Origin of the sequence: Streptomyces sp. NBC_00654 (genome assembly GCF_026341775.1) — a bacterium.
Lineage (GTDB): Bacteria > Actinomycetota > Actinomycetes > Streptomycetales > Streptomycetaceae > Streptomyces.
On the sequence record NZ_JAPEOB010000001.1, the window covers coordinates 2,687,282 to 2,708,939 of the forward strand.

Consider the following 21,658-nt stretch of genomic DNA (forward strand, 5'->3'; position numbering starts at 1 on the left):
CGTGCGGCGTGCGGCGTGCGGCGAGTGAGTGCTGAGCCGCTGTGCCCGGCCGCGCCACGCCGCGGTTCAGCCGTTCGACGGGGTCCGTTCGACCTCGGCGATCCGGCACTTCGTACCGCGCGGCACCTCACCGAGGCCCTGCACCTTCGACTTGGCCGACTTGCCGGGAGCCAGGCCGGTCACCGTGGTGACCCCCTCGGAGACCTGGGTGCCGTCCTTGTCCACGAACTCGACGAACACGATGTAGTCCGCCGTGCTCCCGGACCCGTTCACGACCTTCACATCGGCCTCGGGCCACCCGATCACGGAGTCCCTCGCGCACCGGGCGACCGAGATGTCGGCCCTGGCGGCCGTACCGGTTTCGGTCGGCTCCGCCAGGGGCTCCTCCTCCGTCAGCGCCTCGGCGGAGGGCGTCCCGCCCGGTGCGGCCGACGAGGAGAGCGGCCGCTTCAGCGACTCGGGGGCCGCCCTGTCCACCGCCGTGTAGACGAGTGTCGCCACGGCTGACATGGCCAGCAGCCCGCCGCTCAGCGACAGCGTGACGATCAGCCCGGTTCGCTGCTTGCGCGGGGGTGGCGGCGGAGGCGGCGCGGACGAAGAGAAGGGCGACGGCGGCGGTGACGGCGGCGGAGGTGGTGGAAAGCTGTCCGGCAAGAGGTCCCCCCACGGGAATCGATCAAGACATGTGTACGAGCCATACGGTACGTGGGTACGGACCATGACGGAGCGCCGGAAGGCGCGCATCCTCGGCGCGGAGAGCGGAAAGACCATGGGCGAGCTGATCCTGGTCCGGCACGGCGAGACCGAGTGGTCCCGCTCCGGGCAGCACACGAGCTACACCGACCTGCCGCTGACGGACATCGGTGAACGCCAGGCCCGCGCACTCGTCCCGCTCCTGGCCGGCCGGAACATCGCGCTCGCCCTGGTCAGCCCGTACGTACGGGCCCGCCGCACCGCCGAGCTGGCCGGGCTGACCGCGCCCCGGGTCACCCCGGAGCTGCGCGAGTGGGACTACGGCGGCTACGAGGGCGTGACCACCGTGGAGATCCACCGCACCCGCCCCCTGTGGAACCTGTGGACCGACGGTGTCGACCCCGGCACCGACGCACACCCGGGGGAGAGCCCGCACGAGGTCGGCGCACGGGCGGACCTGGTCCTCGCGGGGGTGCGGTCGGCCACCGAACGGACCGGGGACGGGGACATTGTGCTCGTCGCGCACTCGCACTTCCTGCGCGTCCTCATCGCCCGCTATCTCGGGCTGACCCCGGCGGAGGGGCGGCTCTTCCAGCTGGCGACGGGCGCCCTCTCCCGGCTCGGTACGGAGCACGGGCAGCCGGTCGTCACCGCGCTGAACCTGGCACTTCCCGAAGGGCTGTCGGCGGCCGTGGGCAGCGAGGCCCGCTGAGCCGTACGGAGGGGACGCGGCCGGCACCACGTGCGAGGCACCGGCCGCCGTCCGGCCCGGCCGCCGTCCGTCCCGCCCGTCGTCCGGCCCGGGTGACGGCTCATGCCGCTTTGAGGCCGGTGAGATGGGCGAAGACGACCACGTTCGCCGAATAGCCGTTCTTCTTGTCGAACCGCCCGCCGCACGTCAGCAGCCGCAGCTCCGGACGCCCGGTCGGGCCGTAGACCTTGTCGTCGGGGAAGTCTTCCTTCTTGTACGTCTTCACGTCGTCCACGGTGAAGACGGCGGTGCGGCGGTCGGCCCGCCGGACCTTGACGGTGTCCCCGCGGTGCAGGGCGTTCAGATTGAGGAAGATCGCGGGGCCGGTGCGGGTGTCCCGGTGGCCGACGATCAGGGCGGTTCCCGCCTCCCCGGGGGCCGGGCCGTCGCGGTACCACCCGACCTCCTTGGGCCTGCTCATGGGCGGAGCGTCCAGCCGGCCCTTCTTGTCCAGGCCGAGGCCGGTGACCGGGGCCTCGATCACGATGGCGGGGACGGCCAGTTCCACCGGCGCCGACGGCGGCAGCGGTGCGTGCGAGGCCGGGACGTCCTTCGCCGCCGGGACCGGTTCCCGCCGGACCGGGGCCCCGCCCCCGCCCACGGCGTCCGAGCCGTGGGCGGCGGCGGCCGACGCGTCCTCGGACGAGCCGCTGCTCGCCCAGGCGACGCCGGCCACCAGGGAGAGCGTCACGCACACCGTCATGGTGAGACGGCATGCGCGACTCGGTCCTCTTCGCTGCCGCTGTCGCCGGTGCGGGCCGTTACGCTGCGCCACTGGCGCGGCGGCGTGCCGACCTGCGGACCAGGATCAGCCCGGCCACTCCGGCCGCGCTCGCCGCCAGTGCCGTGCCCGTCCCGAAGCCGGAGCCGCTCTCCGAGCTGACGGTCTCCATGGTCGGAACGCCACCGCCACCGGCGGGGACCGCACCGGAGGGCTGGTTGCCCTTGTCCTCACCGGACCACGAGGAGCCCTCGCTGCCGCTCTGGCCGCTCTGGCTTGCCTGACCGCCCTGACCGCCCTGACCGCCCTGGCCGCTCTGGCCGCTCTGGCTTCCCTGACCGCCCTGACCGTCCTGACCGCTCTGACCTTCCTGACCGCCCTCGCCTGCCTGGTTGCCCTGGCTGCCCTGGCTGCCCTGGCGTCCCTGGTTCCGGTCCTGGCGCTCGCAGTCGATGGTGAAGGTCTTCTGCTTCAGGCCGACCGGAACCACCCACTGGAGCTGGTACGTGCCGTCCGGCAGCAGGTATTCCTGGCTGATGGCCCTGCCCTGGGAGAGGGCGAGGGTGCCGACCAGGGTGTCCCCGGGGGGCACGGTCGGGGGCTGTGCGGTGACCGTGAACGGAACCGCCGGCAGGGTCTCGAAGTTGGCCGCGACCAGCTTGAACGCGCAGACCGGGGCCCCGTCGCGGTTGTTGCCGCGCTGCTGGCCGGCCGACTGGACACTCAGGTCGCCGCTGTCGCCCGGGGCCGCGTACGCCGCGGGCGCTGCGGCCAGGGTGAGTCCTGCGACGGCGAGGGCCGCGGCCACCGCGGTACCGGTGCGGGTGCCGCGTGAGCGGACGGAGGCGGAGATGGGCATGGAAGCTCCTTCTAGCCGAGATGATTGTCGTACTGATCACCTGATCGCCCAAGAGATCCCACGAAATGCCCCAAAAGCTCATAAAGACACAAGCGAAATCACGGAAGTACCCTGACTAGCCGATACAGGGGATGGGTTGTCCGGATGACAGGACCGCCTCTGCGCGCCCACCACGAGTGGCCTTCCACCCGCGCCCGCCACGGGCGGCCAGTCCACGCGCGCTCCCCACGCGCGCCCACCACCCGCGCTCCCCACCCACGCCCACCACACGCGGACGGGCCACCCGCTCCCGCGCGGATGGCCCGTCCGTGTCCCGTCACCCGGTCGCGGCCGCGACCGGGGCCGAAAGGGTGCCGCCTCAGCCGAGCAGCTCCACCTCCGCCAGGGTCGCCGGGCCGTCGAGCACCAGCCGGTACTTCGCGTAGGCGCCCGGCCGGTCCACCGAGAACACCCGGGTCTGCTGGTCCCAGGCGAAGGTCTGCGCGGACCGCTTGTCGAGGTCCGTCCACGCCGTGCCGTCCGAGGACCCCTGCAGGACCCAGCCGCTCGGGGCCCCGTCCGCCGCGGCCGAGGTCAGCGTGTACTGGAGAGCCTTCGTCGCCGTACCCACCGGCAGGTCCACCGACTCGGCGGTCGCGGAGGTCGCCGACGTGTTGTCGAAGAGGGCGCCTCTGCCCTTCAGCACATCACCCCGCGGCGACGGAACCCTGTCGTCCTCGGTGATGGACACCGGGGCCGCGTCCTTCCCCGTGCCCCAGGCGGACGGCCGGGAGCCCATGTCGAACTCCAGGGTGCCGCCCCCGGCCAGCAGGGCGTGGGGGAGCGAAGTGGAGGTCCACTTCTTGCCGTTGACCTTCAAGCCCTGAACGTAGATGTTCCTCGTGCTGTTCTTCGGAGCGCTGACCACCAGCTTGCGGCCGTTCTCCAGGCGCACGGTCGCCTTCGTGAAGAGCGGCGAGCCGATCGCGTACTCGCCACTGCCCATCACCAGCGGGTAGAAGCCGAGCGAGGAGAACAGGAACCACGCCGACTGCTCACCGTTGTCCTCGTCGCCGTGGTAGCCCTGCCCGATCTCGCTGCCCGTGTAGAGGCGGCCGAGGACCTCGCGCACCTTCTCCTGCGTCCGGAAGGGCCGCGAGGCCGCGTTGTACATGTACGTGGCGTGGTGGGCGACCTGGTTGCTGTGGCCGTACTGGCCCATCCGTACGTCACGCGCCTCCGTCATCTCATGGATGACGCCCCCGTACGAGCCGGTGAACTCCGGTCCGGCGGTCTCCGGAGTGGAGAAGTAGGTGTCCAGCTTCTCGCCCAGACCGGCCCGCCCGCCGTACAGGTTCGCCAGGCCCCGGCTGTCCTGCGGGGCGGTGAAGGCGTAGCCCCAGCCGTTGGTCTCCGTGTAGTCGTAGCCCCAGACCCGCGGGTCGTACTGGCCGGAGGGGAGACGCCAGTCGCCCTTGGCGTCCCTGCCCTGGAAGAAGCCGGCCTTGTCGTCGAAGAGCTTGACGTAGTTGCGGGCGCGGTTGAGGAAGTACGCGGACTCCTCCTTGTACCGCTCCTTCTTCGTCTTTCGGTGGAGCGCCTTGCCCATCTGCGCGATGCCGTAGTCGTTGAGGTAGCCCTCCAGCGACCAGGACAGGCCCTCGTGCGTGGTGGTGTCGGCGTACCCGGTGAAGACGGAGGTCCGCATGCCCTTGCGGCCGACGCCGGAGGACGGCGGGACCACCGTGGCGTTCTTGACCGCCGCGTCGTAGGCCGCCTCCGCGTCGAACTTCACGCCCTTGACGTACGCGTCGGCGAACGCCACGTCCGAACTGGTGCCGGTCATCAGGTCCGCGTAACCGGGCGAGGACCAGCGGGAGATCCAGCCGCCGTCCTTGTACTGCTGGACGAAGCCGTCCACCATCTCGCCCGCCTTCTTCGGAGTGAGGAAGGAGTAGGCGGGCCACGTCGTGCGGTAGGTGTCCCAGAAGCCGTTGTTGACGTACACCTTGCCGTCGACGATCTTCGCGCCGGTGTGGGTCGGGGTGTCGGTGCCGGTCCGCGGGGAGAAGGGGCTGGCGTATCTGCTCTTCCCGTCGACCTGCTCGAAGCCCGAATTCGGGTACAGGTACAGCCGGTACAGGCTGGAGTAGAGCGTCGTCAGCTGGTCGGCGTTCGCGCCCTCGACCTCCACTTTGCCCAGGATGCCGTCCCACGCCTTCCGCGCCCGGCTCTCGACGCGGTCGAAGGAGGTGGACGCCGGGAGCTCCATGGCGAGGTTCTGCTCGGCCTGGTCGAGGCTGATCAGCGAGGTGGCCAGCCGCAGGCCGACCGTACGGTCCTTGCCCGCGTCGAACCGGAAGAAGCCGGTGACGTCGTCACCGCCGCCGCCCTTGAGCCGTCCGCTGTCGGTGACCGGCGCGTCGAACGCCCCGTACACGAAGAGCCGGGTCGCTCCTGTCGAGCCGCCGCTCCGGACATCCGAATAGCCGGAGAAGGAACCGGACTTCGCGTCGAGCGTCAGACCGCCGTCGTTCGACACGTTGTCGAAGACGATGCTCGCGTCCTTGCCCGGATACGTGAACCGCATCCGCGCCGCGTGGTCGGTCGGCGTCATCTCGGCCTTGAGGCCGTTCTCGAACGTCACGCCGTAGTAATGCGGCTTCGCCGTCTCGTTCCCGTGGCGGAAGGGCAGCGCGCGTGCCGTGCGCGAGGCGTCCGGGGTGCCCGCCTTCGCCGAGGGCATCAGCTGGAAGGTCTGGCGGTCGCCCATCCAGGGGCTCGGCTCGTGGCTGGCGCTGAAGGCCTGGAGTGTGGGCAGGTTGTCCTCGTTGTTGCCGCGTGCGTAGTCGTACAGCCAGCTCGTGGAGCCGGCGTTGGTGACCGGCGTCCAGAAGTTGAATCCGTGGGGGACGGCGGTGGCCGGGATGTTGTTGCCGCGCGAGAAGCCGCCGCTGGAGTTGGTGCCGCGGGTCGTCAGCGCGTAGTCCGACAGATGCGCCCTGCGCTTCTCGGGAACCTTCGGGGCGATCGTGATGTCGTCGATCCAGCCCTGGAACTTCGCGGGGCCCTCGGGGGAGTCGTACGCCACCAGAATCCGGTCGACGGTCCGGCCCGCCGCGACCGTTCCGATGCGCGAGGAGACCGTGTTCCACTGGTTGACGTAGAGCCGCTTGGCGTCGGCCTGGCCCTGGGGGGTCAGCGCACCGCCGTGGGAGTCGGTGGCCTTCAGCCCGCTCAGATAGGTGCCGTCGGTGAAGGCGAGGTCCACCGCGACATGCGTCGCCGGGTAGGAGAGGTCGGTCTCGCCCATCTGCGGATACACCAGGTAGGAGAGCTGGGTGTCCTTGGTGACGGCCGTGTTCACGTCGAAGACCTTGTTGTACGAGTACGCCCGGCCGCCCGGCTTGTGCGTACCCGCGTACCGGAGCGCCTTCCGCCCGGTGAATCCCGCACCCGACTTGGCGGTGGGCGAGCCGGAGGGGCCCCGGTCGGCCTGGCTGCGCATGTCGTCGGGGGCCGGGGCGGAGGTGTCGCCGTCGGAGAACTGGACGTCAGCGAGCTGGGTCGCGTCCGTGGCGCCGTTGTTCTTCGTGATCTCCAGCCGGAAGTGCTGGTACGCCCTGTCGGCGGTGAAGTCGTACGACGTGGTCTGGAGCCGCTTCGGGAAGGTCTGCCCGGTCAGGGTGTCCAGGTCGGTCCAGGTCCGGCCGTCCGCGGAGCCCTTCAGGGTCCAGTCCTTCGGGTCCCGCTCGGCGTGGTCGTTGGCCGAGGTCAGCGCGTATGTCACGACCTTGACCGGTTCGGCCAGATCGAACTCGATCCAGCCGGACGGCTCGAACGCCAGCCATTTGGTGCCGGGTTCGCCGTCGGTCAGATTCTCCTTGACCTCGCCGCCGCCGGTGTTCTCGCCGCTGGCGCGCAGATCCGTCACCTTGTCGGTGACATTGCCGGGTATCCCGGCGGCGAACCCGCCGTCGACGCCCGAGGCCCTCGGCCTGCCGTCCGGGCCCTCCTCCACGGTGTTGCGCCAGTCCGGCTGCTTCTCGTCCGCCTCGAACGAGGAACTGAACGTTCGCTCACCGGACGGCTTTTGGGGCGTTCCGGCCGGTTGTGCGGCGGCGGCCGTGGGGACCGCCAGCACCAGAGCGAGCGATGCCGCGATGGTGGCGGCTGTGTGGCTTCGTCTCTTTCGAGAGCTTTGGTGGAGACCACGTGGTGGCTGCATGCCGAGCCATTCCTCCCCGGAAGCGTGCTGGACAACGTTGTCATAGCGCGATGCAAGGTCCAGTAGGGAGCCCAGTGGTCGGATGTGTCAAGGGTGTTGCAAGGGATTGCCCAGGTGAATCGACCGTAATGCGGAAATAGGTGCCACGGGATCGGGGCGCACGGTGCCGAGGTGTCCACGAGGTCTCAACTCGGGAAAGACTGCTGTCCAAACCGGTATTCGATCTTGCTCAGTTGGCAACAAGTGGACTATACCTGTCGGCACCCGCGCAGCCGATTCATACGGTTGCGCGGCGGGGGGACGGGGGATGTTCGCGGGGACGCCGAGGTGTTCGCGCTGTACGGTCATCTCCCCATACCCCGCGGCACGTCAATGCCGGTACATATGTGTTTGACCCAAGCGCAACTGACCGCGGTGGCGGGGCCCTTCGCCTGAGGCGAATCATTACGGGTGACCGGCACACCGCCTGAGTCCTGGAGAAGGCGAGGACTTGAGCATGGGATCCACCTCCGCCCACAACAATGAGGGCCTTGGCCGTCGCGATCTGATCAAGCGGTCTGCCGCACTCGGCCTGATCGCTGTTCCGACGATGAGTTTCCTGTCCGCCTGCGCGAGCGGAGACAGCGGAAGCGACGACAAGGTCGAAAAGGGCACGAAGTCCGCCAAGAATCCGCTGGCGGTCAATGAGAGCGCCCCCCTCGAACTGGTCATCTTCGACGGTGGATACGGCACGAAGTACGCCGAGGACGCCCAGGCGTCCTACGAGAAGGCCTTCCCCAAGGCGAAGGTCACCTTCTCCAAGACGCAGAAGATCCAGTCCGTGCTGCAGCCGCGCTTCAACGGCGGCACGCCTCCGGACCTGATCGACAACTCCGGTGCCCAGCAGATGGACATGGGCGTGCTGGTCGGGAAGGGGCAGCTCGCGGACCTCACCGCGCTGCTCGACGCGCCCTCCCTCGACGACCCGGCCAAGAAGGTCCGTGACACGCTGCGTCCGGGCATCGTCGAGATGGGTCAGTTCGACGGCGACCCGTGCTGGATCCTCTACTACGCGTACACCGTCTACGGTGTCTGGTACTCCCAGACCGCGCTGGACAAGCTCGACGCGCAGTACCCGGAGAACTGGGACGACATGCTCGCGCTCTGCGCGAAGGCCAAGAAGCAGGGGATCGCGGGCTGGACCTACCCCGGCAAGCACCCCTACTACCTGCCCTTCTCGCTCTACCCCTTCATCGCCAAGATCGGCGGCGTCGCGGTCCTCGACGCGATCGACAACCTGGAGCCGAAGGCCTGGGAGCACCCCGCCGTCAAGGCGGCCTTCGAGGCGTACTACGAGCTCTACGCCAAGGGCTACATCCTCAAGGGCACCCCGGGCCTGGACCACCGCGGCTCGCAGGGCGCCTGGGCCCGCGGCAAGGCGCTGTTCATCCCGAACGGCTCCTGGGTCGAGAACGAGGAAGCGGCGATCATCCCCAAGGACTTCAAGCTGTCCGTGGGTGCTCCCTCCAGCCTCGACTCGTCCGACAAGCTGCCCTTCGGCACCATGTGGGCATCCGGCGGCGAGCCCTTCATCGTCCCGGCGAAGGCGAAGAACCCCGAGGGCGGCATGGAGCAGCTGCGCATCATGCTCAGCGAGGCGTCCTCCAAGGTCTTCACCTCCAGCAGCAAGTCCCTGTCGGCCTTCAACGGCGGCACCGAAGGCATCGAGCTGTCGGACGGCCTGAAGGCGGGCGTCGCCGCCCTGGAGAAGGCCGGCACCAATGTGGTCAACCCGCGCCTGCAGGACTGGTACGTGAAGCTCCAGAAGGAGCAGATCGGTGTCGCCGCGCTCGGCGAGATGATGGCCGGCCGCGCCAACCCGGCGGAGACCATCAAGAAGATCCAGGCCTTCGCGGACGCGGCGGCCAAGGACCAGTCCATCAAGCACTACAAGCACCAGTGACAATGCGTCACCAGCGGCGGCAGCGCAGGAAGGTCGGAGTCGGTAACGATGCAACACGGTAAATACCGGTTCATAGTCGGGTTCTTGGTGGTGCCGATGGCGTTGTACGTCATCTTCGTCATCTGGCCGTTCATCCAGTCCATCTACTACTCGTTCACGGACTGGACGGGTCTGAGCCCCGACTTCAAGATGGTCGGCTTCGACAACTACACCAAGATGTTCGATGACGACGTCTTCTGGAAATCCCTGCAGCACAGTGTGCTGCTGGCGGTGCTGCTGCCGCTGGTGACGCTCGGCCTGGCGCTCTTCTTCGCCTTCATGCTCAATGTGGGCGGGCGGCGGCGCAGGGGCGCCGCCATCGCGGGTGTGCGTGGCTCGGGCTTCTACAAGATCGCCTACTTCTTCCCCCAGGTGCTCTCGATCGCGATCGTGGCCATCCTGTTCCAGTTCGCCTTCGACCCGGCCCAGGGCATGATCAACGGCACGCTCAAGGCCTTCGGCTTCGAGGACGTGCCGGACTGGCTGGGCGACCCCCAGCTGGCCCTGTGGTGCATCTCCGCGGTCCTCGTCTGGTGCACGGTCGGCTTCTTCGTGGTGCTGTTCTCCGCGGGCATGGCCTCCATCCCCAAGGACTTCTACGAGGCGGCGCTGCTGGACGGCGCGAGCCGCTTCACGACCTTCTTCCGGATCACGCTGCCGCTGCTGTGGGACACGGTCCAGTCCGGCTGGGTCTACATGGGCATCCTGGCGCTGGGCGCCGAGGGCTTCGCCGTCGTGCACATCATGAGTGTCGGTCCCGGTGGGCCGGACTACTCGACGACCGTCCTGCCGCTGTACGTGTACCAGGCGGCGTTCCGTGACGGACAGGCGGGCTATGCGACCACGATCGGTGTCGCCCTGCTCATCGTGACGCTGGCGTTCGCCGCCGTCGTGATGCGGCTGGGCCGGCGCGAGCGGCTGGAGTTCTGATGAAGACCACTGACACCCCTCCCACCGGCCCGTCCGGTCACCCGGGTCCCGCCGACTCCACCGGATCCTCGGGTCCCGGCGGGCCGGCCGTACCGGAGCAGCGCACCGGCGGGGTCCGCAGCGGCGGCTCCGCCCCGAGGAAGAGCGGCGAGGGCCACGTCCTCAACGTCTTCTCGCACGGGATGCTGATCCTCTGGGCCGTCATGGTCGTCATGCCGCTGTTCTGGGCGGTGATGTCCTCCTTCAAGAGCGACACGGACATCTTCAACTCCCCCTGGTCGCTGCCCGACTCGCTGGACTTCTCCAGCTGGGGCAGGGCCTGGAACCAGGCCAACATGAGCGAGTACTTCCTCAACACCATCCTGGTGGTGGGAGGGTCGCTCGTCGGCACGCTGGTCCTGGGATCGATGGCCGCCTATGTGCTCGCCCGCTTCGAGTTCCCCGGCAACCGGTTCATTTACTTCTTGTTCGTCGGCGGGATGAGCTTCCCCGTCATGCTGGCGCTGGTCCCGCTGTTCTACGTCCTGGACAATCTGGGGCTGCTGAACACGATCCACGGCCTGATCCTCGTGTACATCGCGTACTCGCTGCCGTTCACCGTGTTCTTCCTGACCTCGTTCTTCCGTACGCTGCCGACCTCGATCGCGGAAGCCGCGATCATCGACGGCGCCTCGCACACCCGTACGTTCTTCCAGGTCATGCTGCCGATGGCCAAGCCCGGTCTGATCAGCGTCGGTATCTTCAATTTCCTGGGCCAGTGGAACCAGTACATGCTGCCCACGGTGCTGAACACCGACCCGGACAAGAGAGTGCTCGCGCAGGGGCTGGTCGAGCTGGCGGCCAGCCAGGGATACAAGAGCGACTATTCCGGTCTCTTCGCCGGTCTGGTGATCGCGATGCTTCCTGTTCTGGGGGCGTACATCATTTTCCAGCGGCAGGTCGTTTCGGGTATGACGGCGGGCGCTCTGAAGTAATTCCGGCCCCTCGCTCTCCGCGTTCGCGCATTCCGTGCGGACGGTGAATGCCCCGGCAGGTACATCCGCCGGGGCATTTCCCCGTTCACCTGGGGTTTCCTCCCGCACCGGAGGCGGGCGGTGTGCCGCGCCCGCCTCCCTCCAGGCCCTGCGCGCTCAGGTCTTGACGGGAGGTACCCCCGAACGTTCATCTTAGAGTTCACATGTTGGAGAAAAGTCGGGGTCTCATTGGTACGGCGCCGACCGGGACGGCCTTCCGCGCCGTCCGCCAAGGGCAGGAGTGGATGAGTCGATGGAGACTCCCGGGTCGCAGACGTCTCTGCATCGGGCCAACCTTGAGCGGGTCGTACGAGCCGTACGGATGGCCGGGTCGCTCACCCAGGCGGAGATCGCCAGGAGCACCGGCCTCTCCGCAGCCACCGTCTCCAATATCGTCCGCGAGCTGAAGGACGGCGGAACGGTCGAGGTGACCCCCACGTCGGCGGGCGGCCGCCGGGCCCGCAGCGTCTCGCTCAGCGGGGACGCGGGCATCGTCGTCGGGGTCGACTTCGGCCATACCCATCTGCGGGTGGCCGTCGGCAATCTGGCCCACCAGGTGCTGGCGGAGGAGTCCGAGCCGCTGGACGTCGATGCCTCGTCCGCGCAGGGCTTCGGGCGGGCGGAGACGCTGGTCAGGCGTCTGATCGGGAACACCGGGATCAGCCCGGAGAAGGTGATCGGCGTCGGTCTCGGTGTCCCCGGCCCCATCGACGTCGAGTCCGGCACCCTGGGCTCCACCTCGATCCTGCCGGGCTGGACGGGCATCAATCCGAGCCAGGAGCTCGCCGGACGGCTCGGCGTTCCGGTGTACGTCGACAACGACGCCAACCTCGGGGCGCTGGGCGAGCTGGTCTGGGGGAGCGGACGAGGGGTCCGGGACCTGGCGTACATCAAGGTCGCGAGCGGTGTCGGCGCCGGTCTGGTGATCGACGGGACCATCTACCGGGGCCCCGGCGGCACGGCCGGCGAGATCGGGCACATCACGCTCGACGAGTCGGGGCCGGTGTGCCGCTGCGGGAACCGGGGCTGCCTGGAGACCTTCACGGCCGCCCGGTACGTCCTGCCCCTGCTCCAGCCCAGCCACGGGCCCGACCTCACCATGGAGCGGGTGGTCCAGCTGGCCCGGGAGGGCGACCCGGGCTGCCGCCGGGTGGTGGGTGACGTGGGGCGGCACATCGGCAGTGGGGTGGCCAATCTGTGCAACCTGCTCAACCCCAGCCGGGTGGTGCTCGGCGGCTCCCTGGCGGAGGCCGGGGAGCTGGTGCTCGGGCCGATCCGCGACTCGGTGTCCCGGTACGCCATCCCCAGCGCGGCGCGGCAGCTCTCGGTGCTGCCCGGGGCGCTCGGCGGGCGGGCGGAGGTGCTGGGCGCGCTGGCCCTGGTGCTCAGCGAGATGGGGGATTCAACCCTTTTGGAGAACACCTTTCCCGCAGGCACTCCTGCCTTCACTTAGATAATGAATGGCACCGTTGTCATCTCGTTAAGAATTTACTCCTTGACGCTGGCGTTGCGGCCGAGTTGACTTCCGTCCACCTCGGCCGCGACGTTGCGGCCACGTCAGGGAGGCAAACCCCCATGAGCGCAATGACGCGACGCATCGTCATCGGCACGGCAGCCCTTTCCATGGCCGTCTCCCTCGCCGCCTGCGGCAAGGCCGGCGATGACGCGGAGTCGGGCAGCGGAGGCGACAGCAAGACCATCGGCCTGCTGCTGCCGGAGAACAAGACGACGCGTTACGAAACGTTCGACCGCCCCATCATGGAGGCGAAGATCAAGGAACTGTGCGACGACTGCGAGGTCAAGTACAACAACGCCGCACAGGACACCGAGACGCAGAAGAAGCAGTTCGACGCGCTGGTCACGCAGGGTGTGAAGGTCATCATCCTGGACTCCGTCGACTACAAGGCCACCAAGTCCTGGGTGCAGCAGGCGGAGAAGAAGGGCGTCAAGGTCGTCGCGTACGACCGGCTCGCCGAAGGCCCGATCTCGGCGTACGTCTCGTACGACAACGAGAAGATCGGCCGCCTCCAGGGTGAGGGTCTGGTCAAGGCGCTGGGCGCCCAGGCCAAGGAAAGCAACGTTGTCATGATCAACGGATCGCCCACCGACCCGAACGCGCCGCTGTTCAAGAAGGGCGCCCACAGCGTCCTGGACACCCAGGTCAAGAAGGTCGTCTACGAGCAGGACATCCCGGACTGGTCGTCGGACGAGGCGAACAAGAAGATGGGTGCCGCCATCGACTCGCTGGGCAAGTCGGGCTTCCGGGGCGTCTACTCCGCCAACGACGGCATGGCCGGCGGCATCATCACCGCGCTGGCCAAGCAGGGAGTCAAGGTCCCCGTCGGTGGTCAGGACGCCGAACTGGCAGGCCTGCAGCGGATACTGAAGGGTGATCAGTCCTTCACGATCTACAAGCAGATCAAGCCGGAGGCCGAGACGACCGCCGAGGTCGCCGTCAGGCTCCTGAAGGGCGAGAAGATCGACGACCTGACCCCGGTCAAGGTCGACAGCCTCACGGGCGAGTTCAAGGGCATCCCGGCCAAGCTGTACGACGCGCAGGTCGTGACGAAGGAGAACATCGCCTCCACGATCATCGCGGACAAGGTCTACAGGACCACGGACATCTGCACGGCCGAGTACAAGGCGGCCTGCGAGGCAGCCGGCATCAAGTAGGGCCGCGGTACGGCCCCGGAGCCCGCGTCACGGCCCGGAAACCCGCGGTACGGCCCCGGAAGCCCGCGTCACGGCCCGGAACCCGCGGTACGGCCCCGGGAAGCCCGCGGTACGGCCCCGGATCCCGCGGGACCGAGCGACGACCGCCGCGGACACGTGTCTCCGGGCACCCCAGCCGGTCCGGCACCCGCCCCTTCAACGCCCCGCAGGCAGGGGCGGGCGCCGGGCTCCCCTCGTACACCCCCCTGCTCAGCAGCACCATCCCCGCCGGTCAGGCGGCGAAGGAGATGATTCACGTGTCCGCTACGCCCGTACTGGCGTTGCGCGGAATCTCCAAGCGGTTCGGCGCCGTCCAGGCGCTCACCGACGTGGACCTGGAGATTCACCCCGGCGAAGTGGTCGCCCTGGTCGGCGACAACGGCGCCGGCAAGTCGACTCTCGTCAAGACCATTTCGGGCGTCCACCCGATCGACGAAGGCGCCATCGAGTGGGAAGGGCGGACGGTCCGGATCAACCGGCCCAACGACGCCCAGGAACTCGGAGTCGCCACCGTCTACCAGGACTTGGCCCTCTGCGACAACCTCGACGTCGTCGCCAACCTCTTCCTCGGCAGCGAACTGCGCACGTTCTCCGTCCTCGACGAGATCGCCATGGAGAAGCGCGCCAAGGAGCTCCTGGACACGCTCTCCATCCGGATCCCGAGCGTCCGGATCCCGGTCGCCTCGCTGTCCGGCGGTCAGCGCCAGGTCGTCGCCATCGCGCGTGCCCTGATCGGCGACCCCAAGGTCGTCATCCTGGACGAGCCGACCGCGGCCCTCGGTGTCGAGCAGACCGCCCAGGTCCTCGACCTCGTCGAGCGGCTGCGTGAACGCGGCCACGGCGTCATCCTCATCAGCCACAACATGGCCGACGTCCGCGCCGTCGCGGACCGGGTCGCGGTGCTCCGCCTGGGCCGCAACAACGGGGTCTTCGACGTGGCGAGCACCTCCCACGAAGAGATCATCGCCGCGATCACCGGCGCCACGGACAATGCCGTCACGCGTCGCCAGGCACGCACGGCCACGATCACGGCCACGATCACGGCCACGAAGGAGGACGTGAAGTGAGCGACCTCGCCAAGACCCCCGGAACCTCCACGGAGGAGCCGGCCTCCCCCGGGGCGCCGGCCGCCGCCGGGAAGACCGCGACGGCGCCCGCCGCCGAGCGGACGGCGGCCCCGATACCCGCCGTCGACCCCCGGCTGCTCGTCCGCGAGGAGGGCATCAAGGGCTACTGGTCGGAGTTCAGCCGCAAGGTGCGCGGTGGTGAACTCGGCTCACTGCCGGTCTTCGTCGGCCTGATCGTCATCGCGGTCGTCTTCCAGTTCCAGAACAGCAACTTCCTCTCCGCCAGCTCCGTCGCCAACATCGCCGTCTACAGCTCCGGCATCGGCATCATGGCCGTCGGCATCGTGTTCGTCCTGCTGCTCGGCGAGATCGACCTCTCGGTCGGCTCCGTCGCGGGCGTCGGCGCGGCCGTCTGGGCCGTGCTCAACGTCAACAACGGCTGGAACGACTGGACGGCGATCCTTGTCGCCGTGCTCTCCGGCACGGCCCTCGGCGCGCTGCACGGCTTCTTCTTCGCCAAGATCGGCGTACCGGCCTTCGTGGTCACCCTGGCGGGCTTCCTCGGCTGGAGCGGCCTCCAGGACTGGATGATGGGCGGGGAGGGCTCGATCAACACGCCGTCCGGCAGCGTCGTCGAGAACCTCACCAACTACTTCTTCGCCGACAAGGCGGCGGGCTACGGTCTGGCGCTGGTCGCCGTCATCGCGTACGCCGCCTCGCTCCTGGTGGACAGCAGGCGCCGCAAGGCCGCCGGCCTGCCCGCCCGCCCCACCGCCGAGGTCGTGCTGCGCACCGGCGTCGTCGCGGTCCTGTGCTTCGTCGTCGCGTACGTCCTCAACGAGCCGTCCGGCGCCCGCGGCCTGCCGCTCGCCCTGGTGCTCTTCCTCGCCGTCCTGGTGATCGCGGACTTCGTCGCCCGCCGCACGGCCTTCGGCCGCCAGGTCTTCGCGGTCGGCGGCAACCCCGAGGCGGCGCGCCGCGCCGGTATCAATGTCGACCGGATCCGGATCACGGTCTTCGCGATGTCCGGGACCCTGGGCGCCTTCGGCGGACTCTTCATCGCCAGCCTCTCCGGCGGCGCCACCAAGAACGTCGGCGCGGGCAACACCCTGATGCTGGTCATCGCCGCCGCCGTCATCGGCGGCACCAGTCTCTTCGGCGGCCGGGGCAAGGTCTGGTCCGCGCTGCTCGGCATGATCGTCATCCAGTCGATCCAGCAGGGCCTGAACATGATCGGCATGGCCAACGCCGTGCAGTACATGATCACCGGAGCGGTCCTGCTGGCCGCCGTGGTGATCGACTCGGTGTCCCGCCGCACCCAGAAGACCGCAGGCCGCGCCTGAGGGCTGTCCGGCCTCCCGCCCGGCCGATATCCCGCCCGGCCTGCACCGGACCGTGTCCGGCGCCCCTGACAGGGCGCCGGACACGGTCGTGTATCCGCCGCTGGTGTGACAGCACACCCCCGCCCGATGCCCGCGTCGGCAGGCGGAACATTAGACTCATCGGATCGGCACGCTCGACCAGCTCAACGCAAGGAGGCACGGGTGGACCTGCTGACCCGCATCGAGGGACCGCGTGATTTGGACCGGCTCAGCCTCGAACAGCTGGAGCAGCTCGCCGGGGAGATCCGTACGTTCCTCGTCGACGCAGTGTCCAAGACCGGCGGCCACCTCGGGCCCAACCTGGGTGTGGTCGAGCTGACCATCGCCCTGCACCGGGTCTTCGAGTCGCCCCGGGACAAGGTTCTGTTCGACACCGGCCACCAGAGCTATGTGCACAAGCTGCTCACCGGCCGCCAGGACTTCTCGCGGCTCAAGAGCAAGGGGGGCCTGTCCGGCTACCCCTCCCGCGCCGAGTCCGAGCACGACATCATCGAGAACTCGCACGCCTCGACGGTGCTGGGCTGGGCCGACGGCCTCGCCAAGGCCAACGAGGTGCTGGCCAAGGACGACCATGTCGTCGCGGTCATCGGTGACGGCGCGCTCACCGGCGGTATGGCCTGGGAGGCGCTGAACAACATCGCCGCCGCCAAGGACCGCCCGCTCGTCATCGTGGTCAACGACAACGAGCGCTCCTACGCGCCGACCATCGGCGGCCTCGCGAACCACCTCGCCACCCTGCGTACCACCGACGGCTACGAGCGGTTCCTGGCACGCGGCAAGGACCTCCTGGAGCGCACGCCCGTCCTCGGCCGGCCGCTGTACGAGACCCTGCACGGCGCCAAGAAGGGCCTCAAGGACTTCATCGCCCCGCAGGGCATGTTCGAGGACCTCGGCCTGAAGTACGTCGGCCCCATCGACGGACACGACATCGAGGCCCTGGAGTCCGCGCTCCAGCGCGCCAAGCGTTTCGGCGGCCCGGTCATCGTGCACTGCCTCACCGAGAAGGGCCGCGGCTACACCCCGGCGCTCCAGGACGAGGCCGACCGCTTCCACGCCGTCGGCAAGATCCACCCGGACACCGGTCTGCCCATCTCCACCTCCGGCCTGGACTGGACCTCGGTCTTCGGCGAGGAGATGGTCAAGCTCGGCAAGGAGCGCAAGGACATCGTCGCGATCACCGCGGCCATGCTCCAGCCCGTCGGCCTCGGCAAGTTCGAGGAGGCCTTCCCGGACCGGATCTACGACGTCGGAATCGCCGAACAGCACGGCGCGGTCTCCGCGGCGGGCCTCGCCACCGGCGGACTGCACCCCGTCTTCGCGGTCTACGCCACCTTCCTGAACCGTGCCTTCGACCAGGTCCTGATGGATGTCGCGCTGCACAAGTGCGGCGTCACCTTCGTCCTGGACCGGGCCGGGGTCACCGGCACGGACGGCGCCTCGCACAACGGCATGTGGGACATGTCCATCCTCCAGTGCGTCCCCACGCTCCGGATCGCCGCCCCGCGCGACGCCGACCAGGTCCGCGCCCAGCTGCGCGAGGCCGTGGACGTCGACGACGCGCCGACCGTGGTCCGCTTCTCCAAGGGCGCGGTCGGCCCGGCCGTCAAGGCCGTCGGCAGGGCCGGTGGCATGGACATCCTGCGCGAGCCCGGCACCTCCCGGCCGGACGTCCTGCTGGTCTCCGTCGGTGCGCTCGCCCCGATGTGCCTGGACATCGCCGATCTGCTGGGCGCCCAGGGCATCACCACCACCGTGGTCGACCCCCGCTGGGTCAAGCCCGTCGACGAGGCGATGGCCCCGCTCGCCGAGCGGCACCGGGTCGTCGTCACCGTCGAGGACAACAGCCGGGCCGGTGGCGTCGGCTCCGCCATCGCCCAGGCCCTGCGCGACGCCGGGGTCGACGTCCCCCTGCGGGACTTCGGCATTCCGCCGGTCTTCCTCGACCACGCCTCCCGCAAGGAGGTCATGGCCGAGATCGGGCTGACCGCTCCGGACATCGCCCGCCAGGTCACCGGCCTGGTCGCCAAGCTCGACGGCGGCTTCACGAGCCACGCCGCGGAGCCCGCCCGCGACTGACCCGTACGGCCGATGGGCCGGTCGGACCACCCTGTACGAGTGGTCCGACCGGCCCATTCGCGTGAAAGCGGGCCGGTGCCGCGCTGGGCGGCCGGTGGTGTCCCAATCATGGCGTTCACGACGAACGCGTGGAGGTACGCCGGTGAGCGCGCAGCAGGACACACCACCCAGCGGAAACGGGCTGTTCCGGACCAAGACGGTCGAACAGTCCATCCGTGACACCGAAGAACCGGAGCACGCGCTCAAGAAGTCCCTCTCCGCCCTGGACCTCACGGTCTTCGGAGTGGGTGTGATCATCGGCACCGGCATCTTCGTGCTGACCGGCAAGGTGGCCAAGGAGACGGCGGGGCCCGCCACCGCCATCGCCTTCGTGGCCGCGGGCGTCGTGTGTGCCCTCGCCGCGCTCTGCTACGCCGAGTTCGCCTCCACCGTCCCGGTGGCCGGCTCCGCGTACACCTTCTCGTACGCCTCACTGGGCGAACTGGTGGCCTGGATCATCGGCTGGGACCTGGTGCTGGAATTCGCCCTGGGCACGGCGGTGGTCGCCGTCGGCTGGTCCGGCTATGTGCGCTCGCTGCTGGACAACGCCCACTGGACGCTCCCCGACGTGCTCTCCGGGACCGATGTGGCCGCGGGGTTCGGCTTCGACATCCTGGCCTTCGGCCTCGTACTGCTGCTGACCGTCATCCTGGTGCTCGGCATGAAGCTGTCGGCCCGGGTCACCACGGTCGTGGTCGCGATCAAGGTGGCCGTGGTCCTGATCGTGATCGTGGCCGGTCTCTTCTTCATCGAGGCCGACAACTACTCGCCCTTCATCCCGAAGGCCGAACCGCAGCCCTCCGGTTCCGGTCTGGACGCCCCGCTGGTCCAGCTGATGTTCGGCTACGCACCCACGAACTTCGGTGTCATGGGCATCTTCACCGCCGCCTCCGTCGTCTTCTTCGCCTTCATCGGCTTCGACGTGGTGGCCACCGCGGCGGAGGAGACCAAGCTCCCGCAGCGGGACATGCCGCGCGGCATCCTCGGCTCGCTCATCATCTGCACGGTGCTCTATGTCTCCGTGTCCGTCGTGGTGACCGGCATGCAGCCCTATTCCGAGCTCTCGGTCAGCGCCCCGCTCGCGGACGCCTTCAAGGCGGTCGGGCACCCCTTCTACGCCGGGGTGATCAGTTTCGGTGCCGCGGTCGGCCTCACCACGGTCTGCATGATCCTGCTGCTCGGCCAGACCCGGGTGTTCTTCGCGATGAGCCGCGACGGACTGCTCCCGCGGTTCTTCTCCAAGACGCACCCGCGCTTCGGCACCCCGTACCGCCCGACGATCCTGCTGGGCGTGATCATCGCGGTGATCGCCGGGTTCACCAGCATCAACGAACTGGCCACCCTGGTGAACATCGGTACGCTCTTCGCGTTCGTCGTCGTGGCCCTCGGCGTGATCGTCCTGCGCCACACCCGCCCCGACCTGCCCCGCGCCTTCCGCACCCCGTGGGTGCCGCTGCTCCCGATCGCGTCGGTGGCCGCCTCGGTCTGGCTGATGCTCAACCTGCCCGCGGAGACCTGGCTGCGGTTCGGGGCCTGGATGGTGCTCGGCGTGATCTTCTACTTCGCGTACGGGCGCGGCCACAGCCGGGTGACGGCCGGCCGCTGAGGGCCGTCACGGCCTCGCCCGGCCGTCGCGGCGCGGGGGCAGCGGCCGTACCGTGCGCGGGCCCACGCACCGCGCCCCGTACGCCTCGACCCGCTGCCGCAGTCCCCGGTCGGCGGTCACGACGACGCAGGGGCGCTCGCCCCGCGAGGCGGCCAGCTCGGCGATCCGGTCGTCCCCGCTGCCGTCCGCCGCCTCGACCCGCACCCCCGGCACCGGCCCGACCCCCCGGGCCGCGCCCTCGACGACCAGCACGAGTTCGACGGGGCCGGGGAGTCCGGGCAGGCCGTCCGCGGCGTACGGGACCAGGGAGTCCCGCAGTCGCTCCGCCGCCCCGCGCCGGTCCCGCCACCAGCCGTCGGGGACGGAACCGACCACATTCGCGGCATCGACGATCACCAGTACCGGTTCGCTCAGCATTCCGGCAGCGTGTCACGCGCCGGGGCGCCGGGCCCGCTCAGCCGCCGGTGGCGGGCGACTTCTTCGCCGACTCCGGGATGGTGCTGTCCGAACGGATGGCCTTCCACAGCTCACCGGCCTGCGGCTCGGCCGCCACGACCCGGTTGGGGTCCTTCTTGTCGTACGCCACCGGCAGCATGATGGTCTCCATCGTGGCCGGGTCGACACCGTTCATCGAACGGGCGAAGTCCCCGAGCGACTTCAGCGAGGCCAGACCGGAGTCGGTGGTCAGGGACTTGGTGGCCGAGTTGGCGATCTTGTACGACTTCGTCGGACTGCCCAGCAGGTCCTGGGACTTGACCTCGCTCAGCAGGGCCAGCAGGAACTGCTGCTGGAGACCGATGCGGCCGAGGTCGCTGCCGTCGCCGACACCGTGCCGGGTGCGTACGTAGGCGAGGGACTGGGTGCCGTCGAGCTTGTGCGGACCGGCGGTGAGATGGAGGCCGGAGGACTTGTCGTCGATGTCCTGCGGGACGTCGACGGTGACACCGCCGATGGCGTCGACCAGATCCTTGAACCCGGCGAAGTTGATCTCCAGGTAGTGGTCGATCCGGACGCCGGACATCTTCTCGACGGTCTTGACCACGCACGCCGGACCGAGCTGGGAGTAGACGGAGTTGAACATCACGCGCTTCTCGGACGGCTGCTGCGAGCCGTCGGCCCCGGCGCACTCGGGCCGGGTCACCAGCGTGTCACGCGGGATGGACACCGCGACGGCCTTGGTCCTGCCCTCGGGGATGTGGACCACCATCGCCGTGTCCGAGCGGGCGCCGCTGACGTCGCCGCCGCCGCCCAGCTCCTTGTTCTCCGCCCCGGCCCGTGAGTCGGAGCCGAGGACCAGCAGGTTCTGGCCGGTGGTGGGAAGTTTCTCCGGGCGGTCGTCGCCGAGCGCCTTGTCGATGTCGACGCCCTTGATGTTCCCGTCGAGTTGGCTGTACAGCCAGTAGACGCTGCCGCCTCCCGCGAGCAGGAGGACGAGCAGGACACCGAGCGTGATCTTGAGGCCGCGGCGGCGCTTGCGCGGAGCGCGTCTCGACCGGCTTTCCTCGGATATACGCGATCCGGTGCCGGAGGTCTGGTCTGTCATGGGCTCGTCTGGATCTTCCGTCGGGACACGCCTGAAAGCGCGTGCGGGAGGAGAGGAATGGGTGGCGGGCGGGTCCAT

General features: G+C 69.1%; 16 protein-coding genes. 10 read left to right on the forward strand and 6 right to left on the reverse strand.

Going from position 1 to position 21,658, the window contains the following annotated elements; translation table 11 throughout:
• Window positions 1-66 precede the first annotated feature (66 nt).
• A complete protein-coding gene (locus OHA98_RS11545; RefSeq protein ID WP_266924893.1) occupies window positions 67-510 on the reverse strand; it encodes a hypothetical protein in 444 nt (147 codons plus the stop codon).
• Between the two features lie 259 nt (window positions 511-769).
• On the opposite strand from OHA98_RS11545, the gene OHA98_RS11550 reads away from it, so the two are divergent.
• Window positions 770-1,405 (forward strand): histidine phosphatase family protein, encoded by a 636-nt coding sequence (locus tag OHA98_RS11550; RefSeq protein WP_266927864.1) that lies wholly within the window; start codon window positions 770-772, stop codon window positions 1,403-1,405.
• A gap of 100 nt (window positions 1,406-1,505) precedes the next feature.
• Here OHA98_RS11550 and OHA98_RS11555 read toward each other — a convergent pair whose 3' ends face one another.
• From OHA98_RS11555 to OHA98_RS11565, 3 genes are all read right to left on the reverse strand, one after another.
• Window positions 1,506-2,147 carry a class F sortase gene (locus tag OHA98_RS11555; protein ID WP_266924895.1) on the reverse strand — a complete coding sequence of 214 codons (642 nt, stop codon included), beginning with the start codon at window positions 2,145-2,147 and terminating at the stop codon, window positions 1,506-1,508.
• A 58-nt stretch (window positions 2,148-2,205) separates the two neighbouring features.
• On the reverse strand, window positions 2,206-3,024 hold the full coding sequence (locus OHA98_RS11560) for a hypothetical protein (RefSeq protein ID WP_266924896.1): 819 nt from the start codon (window positions 3,022-3,024) through the stop codon (window positions 2,206-2,208).
• A 358-nt stretch (window positions 3,025-3,382) separates the two neighbouring features.
• Window positions 3,383-7,231 (reverse strand): GH92 family glycosyl hydrolase, encoded by a 3,849-nt coding sequence (locus OHA98_RS11565; protein WP_266924898.1) that lies wholly within the window; start codon window positions 7,229-7,231, stop codon window positions 3,383-3,385.
• A 496-nt stretch (window positions 7,232-7,727) separates the two neighbouring features.
• Here OHA98_RS11565 and ngcE point away from each other — a divergent pair, with 496 nt between their 5' ends.
• The 9 genes from ngcE (at window position 7,728) to OHA98_RS11610 (ending at window position 20,037) form a co-directional block, all read left to right on the forward strand.
• A complete protein-coding gene (gene ngcE, locus OHA98_RS11570) occupies window positions 7,728-9,173 on the forward strand; it encodes an N-acetylglucosamine/diacetylchitobiose ABC transporter substrate-binding protein (RefSeq protein ID WP_266924900.1) in 1,446 nt (481 codons plus the stop codon).
• Between the two features lie 48 nt (window positions 9,174-9,221).
• A complete protein-coding gene (locus OHA98_RS11575) occupies window positions 9,222-10,142 on the forward strand; it encodes a carbohydrate ABC transporter permease (RefSeq protein ID WP_266924902.1) in 921 nt (306 codons plus the stop codon).
• Window positions 10,142-11,116, forward strand: a complete 975-nt coding sequence (locus OHA98_RS11580; RefSeq protein ID WP_266924904.1) for a carbohydrate ABC transporter permease — start codon at window positions 10,142-10,144, stop codon at window positions 11,114-11,116. The genes OHA98_RS11575 and OHA98_RS11580 overlap by 1 nt, the downstream gene beginning before the upstream one ends.
• A gap of 292 nt (window positions 11,117-11,408) precedes the next feature.
• On the forward strand, window positions 11,409-12,608 hold the full coding sequence (locus tag OHA98_RS11585; protein ID WP_266924906.1) for an ROK family transcriptional regulator: 1,200 nt from the start codon (window positions 11,409-11,411) through the stop codon (window positions 12,606-12,608).
• Between the two features lie 131 nt (window positions 12,609-12,739).
• On the forward strand, window positions 12,740-13,828 hold the full coding sequence (locus OHA98_RS11590) for a substrate-binding domain-containing protein (RefSeq protein ID WP_266927866.1): 1,089 nt from the start codon (window positions 12,740-12,742) through the stop codon (window positions 13,826-13,828).
• 287 nt (window positions 13,829-14,115) lie between these two features.
• Complete coding sequence (locus OHA98_RS11595; protein WP_266924908.1) at window positions 14,116-14,934, forward strand: ATP-binding cassette domain-containing protein; 819 nt, start codon at window positions 14,116-14,118, stop codon at window positions 14,932-14,934.
• Between the two features lie 113 nt (window positions 14,935-15,047).
• The gene (locus OHA98_RS11600; RefSeq protein ID WP_266927868.1) at window positions 15,048-16,277 is read left to right on the forward strand and encodes a sugar ABC transporter permease; all 1,230 of its coding nucleotides are present in this window, start codon (window positions 15,048-15,050) and stop codon (window positions 16,275-16,277) included.
• 201 nt (window positions 16,278-16,478) lie between these two features.
• The gene (gene dxs / locus OHA98_RS11605; protein WP_266924910.1) at window positions 16,479-18,392 is read left to right on the forward strand and encodes a 1-deoxy-D-xylulose-5-phosphate synthase; all 1,914 of its coding nucleotides are present in this window, start codon (window positions 16,479-16,481) and stop codon (window positions 18,390-18,392) included.
• Between the two features lie 142 nt (window positions 18,393-18,534).
• Window positions 18,535-20,037 carry an amino acid permease gene (locus tag OHA98_RS11610; protein ID WP_266924912.1) on the forward strand — a complete coding sequence of 501 codons (1,503 nt, stop codon included), beginning with the start codon at window positions 18,535-18,537 and terminating at the stop codon, window positions 20,035-20,037.
• A gap of 6 nt (window positions 20,038-20,043) precedes the next feature.
• Here OHA98_RS11610 and OHA98_RS11615 read toward each other — a convergent pair whose 3' ends face one another.
• Together OHA98_RS11615 and OHA98_RS11620 are read right to left on the reverse strand one after the other, a co-directional pair.
• On the reverse strand, window positions 20,044-20,451 hold the full coding sequence (locus OHA98_RS11615; protein WP_266927869.1) for an NTP pyrophosphohydrolase: 408 nt from the start codon (window positions 20,449-20,451) through the stop codon (window positions 20,044-20,046).
• A gap of 40 nt (window positions 20,452-20,491) precedes the next feature.
• A complete protein-coding gene (locus OHA98_RS11620; RefSeq protein WP_266924914.1) occupies window positions 20,492-21,580 on the reverse strand; it encodes an LCP family protein in 1,089 nt (362 codons plus the stop codon).
• Window positions 21,581-21,658: the final 78 nt, after the last annotated feature.